General features: G+C 74.0%; 15 protein-coding genes and 1 pseudogene. 8 read left to right on the forward strand and 8 right to left on the reverse strand.

Features of this window, described 5'->3' with window-relative positions; translation table 11 throughout:
• Positions 1-42: 42 nt before the first annotated feature.
• The gene (locus BSL84_RS10080) at positions 43-690 is read left to right on the forward strand and encodes a heme oxygenase (biliverdin-producing) (protein ID WP_030031632.1); all 648 of its coding nucleotides are present in this window, start codon (positions 43-45) and stop codon (positions 688-690) included.
• A gap of 60 nt (positions 691-750) precedes the next feature.
• On the opposite strand, the gene BSL84_RS10085 is transcribed toward BSL84_RS10080, so the two are convergent.
• From BSL84_RS10085 to BSL84_RS10095, 3 genes are read right to left on the reverse strand one after another with little or no spacing between them, the layout of a single operon-like run.
• Positions 751-1410, reverse strand: coding sequence for a PhzF family phenazine biosynthesis protein (locus BSL84_RS10085; RefSeq protein WP_107484769.1), 660 nt, complete (start codon positions 1408-1410; stop codon positions 751-753).
• A gap of 19 nt (positions 1411-1429) precedes the next feature.
• Positions 1430-2890, reverse strand: a complete 1461-nt coding sequence (locus BSL84_RS10090) for an HtaA domain-containing protein (protein WP_045321999.1) — start codon at positions 2888-2890, stop codon at positions 1430-1432.
• 44 nt (positions 2891-2934) lie between these two features.
• Positions 2935-4320, reverse strand: coding sequence for an HtaA domain-containing protein (locus BSL84_RS10095; protein WP_075970192.1), 1386 nt, complete (start codon positions 4318-4320; stop codon positions 2935-2937).
• A gap of 115 nt (positions 4321-4435) precedes the next feature.
• Between BSL84_RS10095 and BSL84_RS10100 the strand changes: the two genes are divergently transcribed.
• The 3 genes from BSL84_RS10100 (at position 4436) to BSL84_RS10110 (ending at position 7723) form a co-directional block, all read left to right on the forward strand.
• Positions 4436-5440, forward strand: a complete 1005-nt coding sequence (locus tag BSL84_RS10100; protein WP_045322001.1) for a heme/hemin ABC transporter substrate-binding protein — start codon at positions 4436-4438, stop codon at positions 5438-5440.
• A 1-nt stretch (position 5441) separates the two neighbouring features.
• On the forward strand, positions 5442-6752 hold the full coding sequence (locus tag BSL84_RS10105) for a FecCD family ABC transporter permease (protein WP_234363437.1): 1311 nt from the start codon (positions 5442-5444) through the stop codon (positions 6750-6752).
• 83 nt (positions 6753-6835) lie between these two features.
• The gene (locus BSL84_RS10110) at positions 6836-7723 is read left to right on the forward strand and encodes a heme ABC transporter ATP-binding protein (RefSeq protein WP_107484899.1); all 888 of its coding nucleotides are present in this window, start codon (positions 6836-6838) and stop codon (positions 7721-7723) included.
• Between the two features lie 4 nt (positions 7724-7727).
• Here the strand turns inward: BSL84_RS10110 and BSL84_RS10115 are convergent, their stop codons facing one another.
• The 3 genes from BSL84_RS10115 to BSL84_RS10125 form a co-directional block, all read right to left on the reverse strand.
• A complete protein-coding gene (locus BSL84_RS10115; RefSeq protein ID WP_234308401.1) occupies positions 7728-8351 on the reverse strand; it encodes a GNAT family N-acetyltransferase in 624 nt (207 codons plus the stop codon).
• On the reverse strand, positions 8348-9211 hold the full coding sequence (locus BSL84_RS10120) for a PhzF family phenazine biosynthesis protein (protein ID WP_075970193.1): 864 nt from the start codon (positions 9209-9211) through the stop codon (positions 8348-8350). Before BSL84_RS10120 ends, BSL84_RS10115 begins: the two co-directional genes overlap by 4 nt.
• Before the next feature lie 99 nt (positions 9212-9310).
• Entirely contained in the window at positions 9311-10072 is a 762-nt protein-coding gene (locus tag BSL84_RS10125) for an SDR family oxidoreductase (protein WP_045322003.1), read from the reverse strand.
• Positions 10073-10180: 108 nt separating this feature from the next.
• On the opposite strand from BSL84_RS10125, the gene BSL84_RS10130 reads away from it, so the two are divergent.
• Together BSL84_RS10130 and BSL84_RS10135 are read left to right on the forward strand one after the other, a co-directional pair.
• The gene (locus BSL84_RS10130) at positions 10181-11497 is read left to right on the forward strand and encodes a Bcr/CflA family multidrug efflux MFS transporter (protein WP_199838714.1); all 1317 of its coding nucleotides are present in this window, start codon (positions 10181-10183) and stop codon (positions 11495-11497) included.
• Positions 11498-11555: 58 nt separating this feature from the next.
• A complete protein-coding gene (locus BSL84_RS10135; protein ID WP_045322004.1) occupies positions 11556-12578 on the forward strand; it encodes a small ribosomal subunit Rsm22 family protein in 1023 nt (340 codons plus the stop codon).
• Here the strand turns inward: BSL84_RS10135 and ddaH are convergent.
• Positions 12575-13402: pseudogene (ddaH, locus tag BSL84_RS10140) on the reverse strand (dimethylargininase); the annotation flags it as partial. The gene BSL84_RS10135 and the pseudogene ddaH sit on opposite strands and share 4 nt — an antisense overlap.
• Positions 13403-13589: 187 nt before the next feature.
• Here ddaH and BSL84_RS10145 point away from each other — a divergent pair.
• Positions 13590-14201, forward strand: coding sequence for a TetR/AcrR family transcriptional regulator (locus BSL84_RS10145; RefSeq protein ID WP_030030520.1), 612 nt, complete (start codon positions 13590-13592; stop codon positions 14199-14201).
• Between the two features lie 170 nt (positions 14202-14371).
• Positions 14372-15121, forward strand: coding sequence for a bifunctional DNA primase/polymerase (locus BSL84_RS10150; RefSeq protein ID WP_075970194.1), 750 nt, complete (start codon positions 14372-14374; stop codon positions 15119-15121).
• 157 nt (positions 15122-15278) lie between these two features.
• On the opposite strand, the gene yaaA is transcribed toward BSL84_RS10150, so the two are convergent.
• Complete coding sequence (yaaA, locus tag BSL84_RS10155; RefSeq protein WP_030030517.1) at positions 15279-16082, reverse strand: peroxide stress protein YaaA; 804 nt, start codon at positions 16080-16082, stop codon at positions 15279-15281.
• Positions 16083-16088 lie beyond the last annotated feature (6 nt).

Genomic DNA, 16088 nt, shown 5'->3' on the forward strand with positions numbered 1-16088 from the left:
GGCAGTGCCGCCACGCCTGTTTCCTCTTTCTGGAGGTCCGCCTTGGACGCCTTCTCTACGGTCATCCGCGTCGCGTCGCACGAGCAGCACACCGAGGCCGAGACGTCGAGCTTCATGAGCGACCTGCTGGGCGGGCGGCTCGGCGTGGACGCGTACACCCGGTACACCGAGCAGCTGTGGTTCGTGTACCGGGCCCTGGAGGAGGCGGCCGAGTCCCTCAAGGACGACGCGGTGGCGGGCCCGTTCATCCGGCCCGAGCTGATGCGCGTCGCGGAGATCGAGCGGGACCTCGCGCACCTGCTGGGCCCGCGGTGGCGCGAGAGCGTGACGGCGCTGCCCGCGACCGAGGCCTACGCCGCACGGGTGGCCCAGTGTGCCGCCGAATGGCCGGGCGGCTACGTCGCCCACCACTACACCCGCTACCTGGGCGACCTCTCCGGCGGGCAGATCATCCGGGACAAGGCCGAGCGCACCTGGGGCTTCGAGCGCAAGGGCGACGGCGTCCGCTTCTACGTCTTCGCGGACATCTCCAACCCGGCGGCCTTCAAGCGGACCTACCGCGAGCTGCTGGACGCGATCGCCGCGGACGACCTGGAGAAGCAGCGCATCATCGACGAGTGCAAGCGCGCCTTCGACTTCAACGGCGCGGTCTTCCGCGAGCTGGGCGAGGAGTTCCCCCTCAGCGCGTAGCGCCACGGGCGGCTCCGCGGGCCGCTCAGGAGCCCGCCACCGCCCACCCGTGCCGTCACGTCACTGGAAGGTCTGGGCGAAGCGGACGCGGCCGCCGACCTCGATGGTGCCGTCCGCGCCGGGGGCGGTGAGGATCTGGGACCCGGCGCCCTGGGTGATGTTCAGGGCGCGGTTGAGCTCGGCCGTCAGCAGGATCGCCGCCGAACCGGTGGCCTCGTCCTCGGCGATGACGCCGTCGGGGCGCCGCGGGAAGCCCCGGGCCCGTACCCGGCCGGCGGCCTCGTCCTCCCACGCCCAGGCGTACAGCCAGCCCTCGCCCGGCGGCGGGGCGGGCAGCGCCTCGACCTCGGCGACGCTCTCGTACTGGCAGGTGCGCTTGCCCTCGACCCACTCGGGCCGGGCCGTGATCCAGGTGAACTCCCCGTCGTCACGCGCCCATACGGACCCGACGGGCGGCTGGAGCTCTTCGATGTCCAGCAGCCAGGCCAGCCCGACCAGCGGGTGTCCCGCGAAGGACATCCGCGTGCCCGGGGTGCGGATGTCGACGACCCCGCGCTCGGGGTCGTCGACGAACACCGTCTCGCTGTAGCCGAGTTCGGCGGCCAGGGCCTGCCGGGACGCGTCGTCGGGGCAGGTCCGGCCGTCGCGCACGACACCGAGCAGGTTGCCGTACCGGCCGTCACCCGCGCAGAAGACCCTCAGCACATCGAGATCGTTCACGCGGGAATTCAAGCACGGTTCAGACCTGCGCCGTACGCCGCCTGCGCGCGAGCGTGAGCGCGCCCGCGCCGGCCGCGATCACGACGGCGGAGGTGGCGAGCAGGGCACCGGCCGGAACCTCGGCGCCGGTGGCGGCCAGGTTGCCGCCCACGGAGCCGCCGCCGGCCGAGCCGCCGACCGAACCGCCGCCCGCGGCGCCGCCCGTACCGCCGGCGCTGCCGCCCGCCGAGCCGCCTCCGCCGCTGCCGCCCGTGGCCCCGCCCGTGGCGGGCAGGGTGGCGTCCTTGTCCACCGCCACGGAGAGGGTGAGCGGGTCGATCGCGTCGCCCGCCTTGTACGGGGAGCCGGTGGTGTCGTTGGCGAAGGCGGCCGCGCCGTCGGCGGTGAAGGCCGCCGGTACGGCGTTCAGCGCCAGAACGCCGTTCCTGGTCTTGTAGTCGGTCTTCGACAGGTCGAGCGTGGCGAAGGCGACTCCCGCCTTGCTGCCGGCGGCGTTCTTGACGTCGACGTACAGGGTGCCGGTCCTGCCGGTGGCGTCGACGCGGGGGTTGGCGAAGGTCATGTCGATGCCGTGGGCGGCGTACTGGAAGCGGAGGTTGCCCTGGAAGGAGGCGTTCAGCTTCTGCTTCTTCACGTCCAGCTCGCCCTTGCCGAAGGCGAAGTCGTAGAGGTCGCCGTTCCCGGCCGCGCCGCCGGCCGGGGTGATCGAGCCCGCGCCCAGCACGTACCGGCGGAAGGACTCCTTCACACCCCAGGTCAGCTTGCCGTTGAGGACCTTCTGCGTCTCGCCGGCGGGCGGTGTGGGGCCTTTGGTGGGGGTGGGGTCCAGGCTGGGCTTGGGATCCTGGCTGGGGGTCGGCTTCGTGGGGGTCGGCTCGGGGGCGGGGGGCTCCTCGAACTTCAAACTCGCGCTGAGCGGGTCGCCGGCCCTGCCCTCGTAGCCGGGGGAGCCGAGCGCGTCAGCGGCCTCCTTGGTGAGGGTCGTCGCGAGCCCGGTCATCGACTGGCCGGCGAAGGCCACCGTGGCCAGCGGCACGTCCTGGGCCGTGGCACCGGACTTTGTGACGTCCGCGGTCAGCTTCCTGGTACCGGTGTCGATCCGGATGTCCGAGAGCTTGACCTCGAAGCCGTGGCCGGTGGGCGGCGCGGGCGAGGAGAAGGTGACGCTGCCCTTGAAGGCCGCTTTCACGACATGTCCGCCGGCCGGGTCGTACTGGCCGGTCGGCTCGACGAACCGCAGGGTTCCGTCCGCGTTCTGCGTGGCGCCGTCGGCGACGGTGACGGTGCCCTTGGCCATGCCGGTCACATAGGCGCGGTAGCTCGCGAGGACACCCCAGTCGAGGGAGCCTCCGACTATCCTCACCGGCCCGGTCGGGGGGCCGCCCGCGGCGGTGGCCGGCAGGGCGAAGGCGGTGGCGCCGAGGGCGGCGGCGGTCAGGACGGCGGCCGCGAGGGAGATCGGGCGGCGGATGGACGACATGGCGGGAATCTCCTGGGAGAGGGAAGGGGAAAGGGGGTTGTGGCTCAGCGGGGCGCGCCGGTGTCGGCTGCGCGGCGCCTGCGGATGACGAGGAAGGCCCCGGCGCCGGCCGACAGCAGAACGGCCGCGGCCAGCGCCGCGTAGAGCCCGGTGTGCGGGGACGTGCCCGACTGCGCGGCGGCGGGCGCCGCCGACGGTGTGGGCGCGGGTGTCGCCGACGGCGGGGCGGTGGAGCCGAGGTCGGGCAGGGCCGGCAGCTTCGCCGTCGCGTCGAGGGCCACGGCGAGCGAGACGGGGTCCATCTCGGTGCCCGCCTTGTACAGGGAGCCGAAGGCCTGGGAGCCGCCCTCGGTCAGGGTGGCCGGGGCCTCGGTCAAGGTCACCAGTGCGCCCTCGGCCTTCAGCCCCCCGGCGTCGAACTCGACCAGCGGGACGGCGCTCTTGGTCGTGCCGGCAGTGGTCACGTCCGCGGACAGGACGCCCTTGCCGTTCTCCACCTTCACGCCCACCCGGCCCAGCGTCAGGTCCAGCTGGGCGCCGGTGAACCGGACGGTGCCGGCGAACGCGGCGTCCAGGGTGCCCTGCCGGCCGTCGTACGCGCCCTTGCCCTGCGGGAAGCGGAACAGGGCGCCGCCGTCCTGGGCCCCGTCGGCCAGGGTCCACCCGCCCTGGCCGATCGAGCCGGTGACGTACTCGCGGAAGGTACGGCGCACCCCCCAGTCGACGGCGGCGTCGCTGAATCCCCCGGGCGCTTGCGGTGCCTGGGTGGTGGCGCTCGGCGGCGGGGCCGCCGCCGGCGGCGAGGGCTGCGGTTCCGGCTTCACGTCGGCCGACAGGGACAGGGGGTCGAGCTGCGCGCCGGCCGGGTAGTAGCCGGCGAAGGCCCGGGCGCCCTGGGCGGTAAGGGTGACCGGGATGTTCGTGAGGGTCAGCGGGGTCCTGCCGCCCTTCATGTCGATCCCGCCGACGCCCAGTGTCGCGAAGGGCACCTGCCTCTCGCTGCTGACCGTGCCGGTGTCCTTGGCCTTGCTGGAGACGTCCACGTACAGCGTCCCGCTGCCACCGCTGATCCTGACGGTCGGACGGCTGACGGTTATGTCCAGCTCGTACACGCCGTCGGGCTTGCGGTGCCCCTGGAAGGTGACCCCGCCGGAGTACGAGGCTTCGAACGCTCCGGTCCTGGCGTCGTAGGAGCCGGCCGCCGAATGGAAGCGGAACAGGCTCCCGCCGACCGTGGCGGCTCCGTTCTTCAGCTGGAAACCGCCTTTCGCCACCGGGCCGGTGACATAACTCTGGAAGGACGACTTGACGCCCCAGTCCAGCCGACCCCCCTGTACGGCGCCCGCATGAGCGGAGGCCGCCGGGAGCAGGGCCCCCAGCAGGCCCGCCAACAGGGCGACGGTGAGCGTACGGACGGGTCTCGCGGGCATGAATGCCCCTTCCAAAGATCCAGCAAGCAAGGTTAGGCTAACCTAAGCTAGACCTCGGCCGGATGAAAACCCCCCGGCCCCAGAACCTCAGTCGGACGATCAGGACGGTGCCTTCGTGCCTACGCCCGCCGCGTCACACCGCTTTCCCCGTCTCGCAGTTGCCGTGGCAGCACTGGCATTCGCGCTGACGGCCTGCGGAGGTACGGCCACCCCTGCGGCCCCACCGGCCCACGCCGCCGCCCCCGACCGGGTGGAGCCACTGGCCACGACGCCGCAACCCGCCCTGCCGGTCACCACGGCCTCGGCCGACGGCACGCAGGTCACCGTCACCTCCACCGACCGGGTCATCCCGCTGACCGGCGGCCTCAACGAAATCGTCCACACCCTGGGACTCGGCAGGCAGGTGGTCGCCCGGGACATCACCGCCACCTTCGAACAGGCCGCCGGGCTACCGGTGGTGACACGCGGCCACGACGTCTCCGCCGAGAGCGTGCTCTCGCTGCGCCCGACGCTCGTCCTGGCGGAGACCACGACGGGCCCCGCCGAAGCGCTCCAGCAGATCCGCGACGCGGGCGTCCCGGTCCTCGTCGTCGCTCCCGCCAAGGAACTCGCCGACGTACCGAAGCGGATCGACACCGTGGCCGCCGCCCTCGGCGTCAAGGACGCCGGCACCCAGCTGAACCAGCGCACCACCGAGCGGATCGCCGCCGCCCGCAAGAACGTTCCGGCAGCGGGCGAGCACCCCCGGGTGGCCTTCCTCTACCTCCGCGGCACCGCCTCCGTCTACCTGCTGGGCGGCTCGGACTCCGGAGCGGCCTCACTCCTCGAAGCGGCGGGCGCGGTCGACACCGGCAAGGAGTCGGGCCTCGGCAAGGACTTCACCCCGATCACCAGCGAGGCCCTGGCGGCAGCAGCCCCCGACGCGATCCTGGTCATGACCAAGGGCCTCGAATCGGTCGGCGGCATCGACGGCCTGGTGAAGATCCCGGGCGTCGCCCAGACCCCGGCCGGCATGGACCGCCGCGTGGTCACCATCGACGACGGCGTACTCCTCAACTACGGCCCCCGCACTGACCAGGTGCTCTCCTCCCTGATCACCCAGCTCTACGCCGGAACCTGACATGACCCTCCCCCACGACGCCGAACCCCCCAAGCCCGCCATGACCGGGGGCGTGTCGAGACGCTCCTCCCAGGCGGCCGAACTACTCACCGGGGCCGCGGAACCACTCGCCGGGGCCGGCGGTGTGTCGGGGCGCTCCCCGCAGGGCGCCGAACGCACCACCGCCACACCGTCCGACCCCGAGAGCCGTTCGGCGCCCGAGGAGACGCCCCGACGCGCCCCCGGCCCCACCGAAGCCCCCGCCCCCGGCGAAGCCCCCGGCACGGGACCGGCCCCCGGCGCCAGGAGCCGCAAAGCCCTGTGGCTCGCCCTCGCCCTCCTCACCACCCTGCTCCTCCTCGCCCTGCTCTCCGCCGGCACCGGCGCCTACCGCATCCCCACCGCCGACGTACTCGCCTCCGCCCAGCACCGCCTGGGCCTCGGCGGGACACCGCTCGACCGCGTCGGCGAGAGCGTGTTGTGGAACGTACGGCTCCCCCGCGTCGTCCTCGCACTGCTCGTCGGCGCGAGCCTCGGCTGCGCGGGCGCGCTCATGCAGGGCGTCTTCGGCAACCCCCTCGCCGAGCCCGGCGTCATCGGGATCTCGGCGGGCGCCGCCGCCGGCGCTGTCGCCGCCATCGGCCTCGGCCTCACCTTCCTCGGCAACTGGACCATCACCGTCTGCGCGTTCGCCGCCGGGCTGATCACCGTCAGCGCGGTCTACCTCCTCTCCCGCAACGGCGGGAAGACGGAGGTCGTCACGCTCATCCTCACCGGCATCGCCGTCAACGCCTTCGCCGGCGCCCTCATCGGCCTGTTCGTGTTCTTCGCGGACAGCGGCCAGGTCAACCAGATCACCTTCTGGCAGCTGGGCTCCCTCGCCCAGGCCACCTGGCCCAAGGTGCTCGCGGTCCTCCCCTGCGCCGTGGCCGGCCTGCTCGTCGCCCCCTTCTACGCCCGCCGGCTCGACCTCCTCTCCCTCGGCGAGCGGCCCGCCCGCCACCTCGGCGTAGACGTCGAACGCCTGCGCCTCGCCCTGATCCTGGTCGTCGCGCTGCTGACGGCGGCGGCCGTGGCCGTCGCCGGTGTCATCACCTTCGTCGGCCTGCTCGTCCCGCACCTGCTGCGCATGGCCAACGGCCCCGGCCACCGCTTCCTGGTCCCCGGCAGCGCGCTGGCCGGCGCAGTCGTCCTGGTCGCCGGCGACCTCGCCGCCCGGACCGTCGCCCAACCCGCCGAGCTGCCCCTCGGCGTGCTGACCGCCCTGATCGGCAGCCCGTTCTTCTTCTGGCTGCTGCGCCGTACCCGCCGTAAGCAAGGAGGCTGGGCGTGACCCGCCGACGCCCCACCGGACCCCGGCTCGTCGCCCGCGCCGCCACCCGAGCCCTCGCCCGAGCCCGCGGCAGCGGCCGCCGTATCGTCCCGGCCCGGCCGGCCCCCGGCGCGGCCGTCGCCCAGGCCGTCGGCCTGCACGTCCGGCTCGGGCAGCGCGACGTGCTCGCCGGCATCGAACTGACCGCGCGTGCCGGGGAGGTGCTGGCGCTGGTCGGCCCCAACGGCGCGGGCAAGTCCACGCTGCTGAGCGCCCTCGCCGCCGACCTGCCGGCCGCCTCCGGCGAGGTACGGATCGACGGCCGCCCGGCGGCCGGCTGGAGCGCGCCCGACCTCGCGCTCCGCCGCGCCGTCCTGCCCCAGTCGGCCGCGCTGTCCTTCCCCTTCCCGGTGGAGGACGTCGTACGGATGGGCCGCGCGCCCTGGGCCGGCACCCCCCTCGCCGACGCGGACGAGGAGGCGGTGGCCGCCGCGATGGCCGCCGCCGAGGTCGCCGAGTTCGCCGCGCGCCCCTTCTCCGCGCTCTCGGGCGGCGAGCGGGCCCGGGTCGCGCTGGCCCGCGTACTGGCCCAGCGGGCCCCGCTGCTGCTGCTCGACGAGCCGACCGCCGCCCTCGACCTGCGCCACCAGGAACTCGTGCTGCGCGTCTGCCGGGAGCGGGCCGCGGCCGGTGACGCGGTCGTCGTCGTCCTGCACGACCTGGGCCTGGCCGCCGCCTACGCGGACCGGGCCGCCGTCCTGCACGGCGGGCGGATCGCCGCCGACGGACCGCCCGCGGAGGTGTTCGACGGCGCCCTCCTCAGCCGCGTGTACCGGCAGCCCGTCGAGGTGCTGCCGCACCCGCGCACGGGAGCCCCGCTCGTCGTCCCCGTACGGGCCCCGGAAGGCCCGCGCACACCAGGCTCTTCGACCGCGACGGCCAAGGCCGCGGGCATGCCTTCCGAAGCGTCGGACGCCGCCCCCGCCGCCTGACGGTTCACCAGAGCCGGTCGATGCTCCCGGGGTGCAGGGGGACGCGTACGCCGGTGAAGGCCTCGCGGTCCTCGGCCGGGGTGTCGGTGAAGAAGGCCGCCGGCACCACTTTGTCGAAGCCCGGGGTGTCGGTGGCCAGCGGCTCCTCGGGGGTGCCGCCGACGAGGACCGTGCCGGGCAGCGGCGCGAAGCCGGCCGCCTCGTAGAACGGTGCCAGGGGCCGGTCGCAGCTGAACAGCGCCAGGTCGACGGCCGGGTCCGCCGCGAGTTCCGCCCGGGCGGCGGCCACCAGCCGGCCACCCAGGCCCTGGCCGCGCACCGCGGTCCGTGTGACGACGGCGCTCAGCCCGGCGGCGCGGTAGGTGCGGGCGCCGAGCCGGATCTCCTTGTACAGCAGCGACAGGGCGGCGCCGACCGTTCCCTCGTCGTCGACGAGCAGGAGGGTGCGCGGCGTGAGCGCCGGGTCGTGCCCCGGGGTGGAGCCGGGCCAGGCCTGCGCTTCCAGGTCGGCGACCTGGGCAGCCAGCGCGGCGGGTACGCCGGCCTCGGCGAAGCCGGCCACCCGCGGGCCCGCGTCCCGCCCCGGGCCCCGCTCCTCGAACGCCGGAGGCGCCGCGTCGGCGCTCACGGGATGCGGACCGCGGTGCCGCCGACGCGGACGCGGGGGTCGCCCGCGCGCAGCTCCACCGTGAGGACGCCCGGACGGCCCATGTCCGTGCCCTGGTGGAGGGTCAGCACGGCCTCCTCGGGGACCAGGCCGAGCTCGCGGGCGTACGCGCCGAAGGCGGCCGCAGCGGCCCCGGTCGCCGGGTCCTCGACGACGCCGCCGACCGGGAACGGGTCGCGTACGTGGAACTCCGCCGGGCCGGCGCGGTGGACCAGCTGGACCGTGGTGAGGTCCAGGCGCCGCATCAGCGCCTCCAGCCGGGCGAAGTCGTAGTCGAGGTCCGCGAGGCGGACCCGGGTGGCGGCGCCGAGCACCAGGTGGCGGGCTCCGGCGTAGGCGATCCTCGGCGCGAACGCCGGGTCGAGGTCGGCCTGCGGCCAGTCGAGCGCGGCCAGGGCCTCGGCGAGGTCGGCGGCGCCGATCTCCTCGGTGTGCGGCTCGACGCTGGTCAGCGTGGCCCGCAGGCGGCCGCCCTCGGCGGTGACGGACACCGGTACGGTTCCCGCGCGGGTGGCGAGGAGCAGTTCGCCGGGGCCGATGCGCTCCGCGAGCGCGACGGCGGTGGCGACGGTGGCGTGGCCGCAGAAGGGGACCTCGGCCTTGGGGCTGAAGTAGCGCACGGTGAAGGACCGGCCCTCCTGTCCGCCCAGCTCCTCGGGCGGGCCGGTGAGGAAGGCCGTCTCGCTGTAGCCCAGCCCGGCGGCGATCTCCAGCATCGCGGCGTCGTCCAGCCCTGAGGCGTCGAGCACGACCCCGGCGGGGTTGCCGCCGTCGGGGTCGCCGGAGAAGGCGGTGTAGCGCAGTACCTCGGTATCGGTCATGCGGCCATGATCGGCGCCCGTCCCGCGCGGTCGCAACGGAGATCCGCAGGGGGCGGGCAGGAGGCGGGGAGCAGCGGGCAGGAAGCGGGGGCCGGGGGCTCAGCCTCGGCCGATGTACGGCATGGACGTGGCCATCACCGTCGCGAACTGCACGTTCGCCTCCAGCGGCAGCTCGGCCATGTGCAGGACGGTGCGCGCGACGTCGGCGGCGTCCATGACCGGTTCGACGGCCAGCTGCCCGTTGGCCTGGAGGATGCCGGTCTGCATCCGCTCGGTCATCTCCGTCGCCGCGTTCCCGATGTCGATCTGGCCGCAGGCGATCCGGTACGGGCGCCCGTCCAGCGACAGGGACTTCGTCAGGCCGGTCATGGCGTGCTTGGTGGCGGTGTAGGCGATCGAGTGCGGGCGGGGCACGTGGGCGGAGATGGAGCCGTTGTTGATGATGCGGCCGCCCTGCGGGTCCTGCCGCCTCATCTGGCGGAAGGCGGCCTGTGCGCAGAGGAAGGCGCCGGTCAGGTTGACGTCCACGACGGAGCGCCAGGCCTCGTAGGTGATGTCCTCCAGCGGCACCCCGCCTGGCCCGAAGGTGCCCGCGTTGTTGAAGAGGAGGTCGAGGCGCCCGTACCGGTCGCGCACTGACTCGAACAGCCGAGTCACGTCGTCCGGGTCGGACACGTCGGCGCGGGCGCACAGCACGTCGGCGTCGGGCCCGGCCGCGGCGGCGGTCTCCTCCAGCGGCTCGGCCCGGCGGCCGGCCAGGGCCACGGCCCATCCGGCCGCGGCCAGGGCCAGGGCCACGGAGCGGCCGATTCCGGAGCCCGCGCCGGTCACCACGGCGATCTTCTTCGTGCGTTCGTCCATGGGGCCGCAGGGTACGTCACAGCGCGCTCCGGTCCCCGGACGTTCCGATTGCTGAGAGCATGGGTCGGTCGGGGTGCATAAGAGCAGATGAGAAGACTGGAGTACCGCATGTCGGAGAGAGGCCCCGCGACGGCACCCCCGCACGGCCCGTCGCCCGAATCGCCCTCCGCGTCCGTCTCCGCGCCCCTGAAGGCAGCACGCCGTACGAGCCTGCTCGTGACGTTCGTACTCGGCGGGCTGACCGCCCTCCCGCCCCTCTCCATGGACATGTACCTGCCGGCTCTGCCACAGGTCACCGAGTCCCTGCGGAGCCCCGCCGCGACGATCCAGCTGACCCTCACCGCCTGCCTCGCCGGCATGGCCCTGGGCCAGCTCGTCATCGGCCCGATGAGCGACAGGTGGGGCCGGCGCCGGCCGCTGCTCGCCGGGATGGCCGTCTACGTCCTGGCCACCGCGATCTGCGCCCTCGCCCCGACCTCCGAGCTGCTGATCTCCTTCCGGCTGCTCCAGGGACTGGCCGGCGCCGCCGGGGTCGTCATCGCGCGCGCCGTCGTACGCGACCTGTACGACGGCGACGAGATGGCCCGTTTCTTCTCCACCCTGATGTTGATATCCGGGGCCGCCCCGATCGTCGCGCCGCTGATCGGCGGCCAGGTGCTGCGCTTCGCCGACTGGCGGGGCGTCTTCGTCGTCCTCACCGGCGTCGGCACCGTCCTGACCCTGATGGTCTGGCGCGGCCTCGCCGAGACCCTGCCGCCCGAGCGGCGGCACACCGGCGGCGTCGGTTCCGCACTGCGGACCATGCGCGGCCTGCTCGGCGACCGGGTCTTCACCGGCTACACCCTGACCGGCGGCTTCGCCTTCGCCGCACTCTTCTCCTACATCTCCGCCTCCCCCTTCGTGGTGCAGGAGATCTACGGGGCTTCGCCGCAGACCTTCTCCCTGCTCTTCGGCCTGAACTCCGTCGGCCTGATCCTCGTCGGCCAGATCAACGGCAAGCTGCTGGTCGGCCGGGTCAGCCTGGACAAGGTGCTGGCCGTCGGGCTCGCGGTCGTCGCGGCCGCCACGGTGTCCCTGCTGCTGATGGCGACGGGGGCCTTCGGCGAGGTCGGGCTGACCCCCATCGCCACAGCGCTGTTCGTCCTGATGTCCGCGATGGGCATCGTGCTGCCGAACACCAACGCGCAGGCGCTGATGCGGACCCCGCACGCGGCCGGATCGGCCTCGGCGCTGCTGGGCACCTGCTCGTTCCTGGTCGGCGCGATCGCGTCGCCGCTGGTGGGCATCGCGGGTGAGGACACGGCCGTTCCGATGGCGCTGGTGCAGCTGGTGTGCGCGGTGCTCTCGGCGGGCTGCTTCCTGGCCCTGTGCCGGCCGTGGCGGAAGCCGGGCGCGCAGGCCGCGCCCGCCCCCGCCGGGGAGTGAGCCGAGAAGCCCGGCCCTCGCGGACGGTCCCGGCCCCGGCCCGCCGTAAACTCGGCAGGTGAACGCCTCCGCCCCCACCACCGCCGAAACCCTCCGCAGCACGCTCGGCGGGCTGCTCGACGGACTCCCGCCCAAGCAGGCCACCGCCGCCGTCGAGCGGCTCATCGCCAACTACCGGGGGCGGACCCCCACCGACGCACCCGTACTGCGCGACCGCTCGGACGTCGCGGCGTACGCGGCCTACCGCATGCCGGCCACCTTCGAGGCCGTACGGGCCGCCCTGGACGCCCTCGCCGACGCGGCGCCCGACTGGGCGCCGGAGTCGCACGTGGACGTGGGCGGCGGCACCGGCGCCGCGGCCTGGGCGGTGGACGCCACCTGGGACGGTCCGCGCCGGACCACGGTCCTGGACTGGGCCGAGCCGGCGCTGGCCCTCGGCCGGGAGCTGGCGGCCGCCTCCGCCTCGCCCGTGCTGCGCGGCGCCGAGTGGCGGCGGGCCGTCATCGGCACGGGGATGGCCGTCCCCGACGCCGACCTGGTGACGGTGTCGTACGTACTCGGCGAGCTGACCCCGCAGGCCCGTACGGCCGTCGTCGCCGAGGCGGCGCGGGCGGGCCGCGCGGTGGTGCTGATCGAGCCGGGCACACCGGAGGGCTACCTGCGCATCCGCGAGGCCCGCGAGCAGCTGATCGCGGCCGGAATGCGGGTCGCCGCGCCGTGCCCGCACGACGGGACCTGTCCCATCGAGGTCGGCCAGGACTGGTGCCACTTCTCGGCGCGGGTCAGCCGCTCCTCCCTGCACCGGCAGGTCAAGGGCGGCTCACTCCCCTACGAGGACGAGAAGTTCAGCTACGTCGCCGCGACCCGCTTCCCGGTGGAGCCGGCCGCATCCCGGATCACGCGCCGGCCGCAGATCCGCAAGGGGCTCGTCCTGCTGGAACTGTGCGGCCCCGAGGAGGGCGACGGGGCAGGCCTGACCCGGGTCAACGTGACCAAGCGCCACGGCGGCCTGTACAAGGCCGCTCGGGACGCCGACTGGGGCCAGGCCTGGCCGCCGCCCTCGGACGACGACACCCCCTAGGGGCGCAGCTCCTGGGTGCAGCACTTCACGCTGCCGCCGCCCTTGAGCAGTTCCCCGAGGTCCATCGGTACCGGTTCGAACCCCCGGTCGCGCAGCGGTCCGAACAGCCCGGTGGCCCCCTGCGGGAGCAGGACGTGTCGGCCGTCCGACACCGCGTTCAGGCCGAGCGCGGCCGCGTCGCGGCCGTCGGCGATCAGCGCGTCGGGGAAGAGCCTGCGCAGCACGCCCTGGCTGCCGGGCGAGAAGGCGTCGGGGTAGTACATGACCTCGTCGCCGTCCAGGACGCTGAGCGCGGTGTCCAGGTGGTAGTAGCGCGGGTCCACCAGGTCGAGGCCGATGACGGGCCGGCCGAAGAACTCCTGGGCCTCGGAGTGCGACAGCGGGCTGGAGCGGAAGCCGCGGCCCGCGAGGATGAAGCTCGCGGTGACGGCGAAGTCGCCCTCGCCCTCGTTGACGTGGGCGGGCTCGTGGACGTCCTGATAGCCGCTGTCGCGGAACCAGTCGAGGTGGATACGGGCCTCGGGGCCGCGTTCCGGGTAGGCGAACCGGGCCCCGAGGACCCGGCCGTCGACCACCAGCGCCCCGTTCGCCGCGAACACCATGTCGGGCAGCGCGGGATCGGGTACGAGGGTCTCGACGGTGTGGCCCAGGGACAGGTACCGGTCCCTGAGGTCCTCCCACTGCGCCTGGGCGAGGGGCAGGTCCACCGGTTTCGTGGGATCCATCCACGGGTTGATGGAGTACGTGACCTTGAAATGTGCGGGTGGGCACATCAGGTAGCGCCGGGGTGTGGCGTCTCTGCGCAAAGAAGGCTCCTCACGACTTTCACGACTCGGGACGAGTGCTGGAAGGAATCGTCTCCCCTGGGACGGGTACGCCGCAGTGGACCGATGGGGTGGTTTACGAAATCGATGAACTCCGGGGGCTGCGGCGGGGCTCGGGGCGATGGGGGCGGCTCCGGCCGTGGCTGAGGCTGAGGAGACGAGACGTCTCGCTGCGATACTCTCGGGCATGACCAAGACCCCTGACGCCACGCGCCGCAGCGACCGCTCCCGGCGCGCCATCCTCGACGCCGCGCTCGCCCTCGTCGGGGAGGTCGGCTACAACAAGCTGACCATCGAGGCCATCGCCGCCCGCGCCGGCGTCGGCAAGCAGACCATCTACCGCTGGTGGCCGTCGAAGGCGGCCGTCCTCCTCGAAGCCTCCCTCGCGCTCGCCGGGGACGCGGAGACGGACGCCGAGTGGACCGGCTTCCCCGACACGGGGGACCTCGCCGCCGACCTCAAGCACGTCCTGCGGGCGACGGTCGACGAGTTCAACGACGAGAAGTACGAGGCCCCCGCGCGCGCCCTGACCGCGGCCGGAGCCACCGACCCCGAGCTCGGCGCCCGGTTCACCGAGCAGCTGCTGGAGCCGCAGCTCGCCCTGTACGAGGCCCGGTTGCGCACGGCCCGCGAGGCCGGCCAGCTCGCACCCGACACGGATCTGCGGCTGACGGTGGAGATGCTGCTCGGACCGCTGACGTACCGCTGGCTGCTGCGCACCGCGCCCCTCACGCACGCGTACACCGACGCACTGGTGGACAGAGTGCTCGGCGGGGTGGCAAACGTCACCGCCCGCTAGCCGCAGGACAACCTGCGTTCACCCGGGAATGTTTGCCCTGATTCTGTGGATATGTTGTGGTTGGCGCTCACCCATCCCCGGCCCCCCGGTCATCGAGAGCGGTCACCCGGGGCGCAGGATGGTGGGACCATGTGAAGGTCTGCCGGGGCAACGGTGAGGTGAGGGGATAGATGGGGTCTGAGTCCGGCCGCGTCAAACGCGGCGAGCAGAGCAGGATCTCCCAGTGGCTGCGCCGGCGGCAGAAACCCACCGCCGAGGACCCCGCACGAGAGCGCGAGGCGCTCCTCCTGGCCGTCGCCGCAGCGGGTCTCCCGCTCGCCCCGGCCGCCCATCCCGCCGGCTACCGGTGTTCGTGCGACCGCATCGGCTGTCCGACCCCGGCCCGACATCCGGTCTCCTTCGCCTGGCAGACGCAGTCGACCACCGACCGCGCGCAGATCGAGCGGTGGGCGCGCAACGAGCCCCAGGCCAACTTCGTCACCGCGACCGGCATGGTCCACGACGTACTCGACGTCCCGTTGGAAGCCGGTGCCGCCGCCCTCGCGCGGCTCCTGGAAACCGGCGTCAAGGTCGGCCCCGTCGCCGAGTCGGGCGGCAGCGGCGACCAGGCCCGGATGCTCTTCTTCACCGCCACCCGCGGCACCCCCGAGGACGAGGACGAGTGGTGGCCGTGCGCGCTGGACTGCCACCCCGAGACGATGGACGAACACCCGGGGCTGCGCTGGCACTGCCGCGGCAGCTACGTCCTGGTCCCCCCGGCGGCCCTCCCCGGCGACCAGGCGGTGACCTGGATCCGCGGCATGGAGCACCCTCTCCCCGACCCGCTCACCCTCCTGGAAGCCCTGACCGACGCCTGCGCCGCGTACGCGGACACCTCCGAGCGCACCCCGGCGACGGTGGCCTGGCCGCTGGGCCGCTGACCCGTACGCCGCTGGGACGTTGACGACGTACGGCGCTGGGACGTTGACCCGTACCGCACGGGGACGCCAGGCGCCGGAACGTGAAGCGCCGGGGGCCGTGCCCCGGCCACCGCCACGGGCGCGCCGTCGGCGGCGCCGCCGGGCCGGGATCCGTCCGTCAGTGGTGGATCTGCGTGACGACCACGTCGAGGGACCAGGCGCGGCCGGCCTTCGCGGGGGCTTCCGCCTCGACGGCGTAGCCCAGGTCCCGCAGCGCCGTCACCAGCTCCGCCGGCGAGCCGGGCACGGCTCCGGCCACCAGCAGGTCCCGGACCAGGCGGCCCTTGGTGGCCTTGTTGAAGTGGCTCACCACGGAGCGCTTCTCCACGCCGTCCACCATCTGTGAGTGCAGCACCCGCACGGTCGCGGTCCGGCCCGCCACCTCGCCCTTGGGCTTCCACGCCGTCGCGTACGCCGCCGAACGAAGGTCCAGTACCAGCCCGTCCCCGGCGGCCGCGGGCAGCACCTCGGCCAGCGGGCCGCGCCAGTACGCGCCGAGCGCGCCCAGCGCGGGGAGCTTCACGCCCATCGAGCAGCGGTACGAGGGGATCCGGTCGGTGATCCGCACCGCGCCCCACAGCCCCGAGAAGACGAGCAGCGCCTCCTCGGCGGTCGCCCGCGCCGCCGCGGGCAGGTCGGCCAGTCCCAGCGCGTCGTAGAGCACGCCGGTGTAGATCTCCCCCGCCGGGCGGGCCGCCGCCGAGCGCAGCCGCGCGTTCTTGGCTACCTCGCCGCGCAGACCCTCGCTCAGGCCCAGCACCTCACGCGCCTTGAGCTCGTCGCCGGCGCACAGTTCGACCAGCTCCTCCAGCACCGCCGCCCGGGCCGGCGCCAGACCGGGCAGCGACAGCTCCTGCGGCCGGAGCGGTGCGCCGGAGCCGTCGGCGGCCTTTCCCTCGGAGGGCGGCAGCAGCACGAGCACGGTGGT

Origin of the sequence: Streptomyces sp. TN58 (assembly GCF_001941845.1) — a bacterium.
GTDB lineage: Bacteria > Actinomycetota > Actinomycetes > Streptomycetales > Streptomycetaceae > Streptomyces.

Excerpts from the sequence above, each read along its gene's own strand:
- BSL84_RS10105 (WP_234363437.1), top strand. The coding sequence starts at position 5,442 with ATGACCCTCCCCCACGACGCCGAACCCCCCAAGCCCGCCATGACCGGG.
- BSL84_RS10095 (WP_075970192.1), bottom strand. The coding sequence starts at position 4,320 with ATGCCCGCGAGACCCGTCCGTACGCTCACCGTCGCCCTGTTGGCGGGC.
- BSL84_RS10125 (WP_045322003.1), bottom strand. The coding sequence starts at position 10,072 with ATGGACGAACGCACGAAGAAGATCGCCGTGGTGACCGGCGCGGGCTCC.
- BSL84_RS10130 (WP_199838714.1), top strand. The coding sequence starts at position 10,181 with ATGTCGGAGAGAGGCCCCGCGACGGCACCCCCGCACGGCCCGTCGCCC.
- BSL84_RS10150 (WP_075970194.1), top strand. The coding sequence starts at position 14,372 with ATGGGGTCTGAGTCCGGCCGCGTCAAACGCGGCGAGCAGAGCAGGATC.
- BSL84_RS10145 (WP_030030520.1), top strand. The coding sequence starts at position 13,590 with ATGACCAAGACCCCTGACGCCACGCGCCGCAGCGACCGCTCCCGGCGC.
- BSL84_RS10090 (WP_045321999.1), bottom strand. The coding sequence starts at position 2,890 with ATGTCGTCCATCCGCCGCCCGATCTCCCTCGCGGCCGCCGTCCTGACC.
- BSL84_RS10120 (WP_075970193.1), bottom strand. The coding sequence starts at position 9,211 with ATGACCGATACCGAGGTACTGCGCTACACCGCCTTCTCCGGCGACCCC.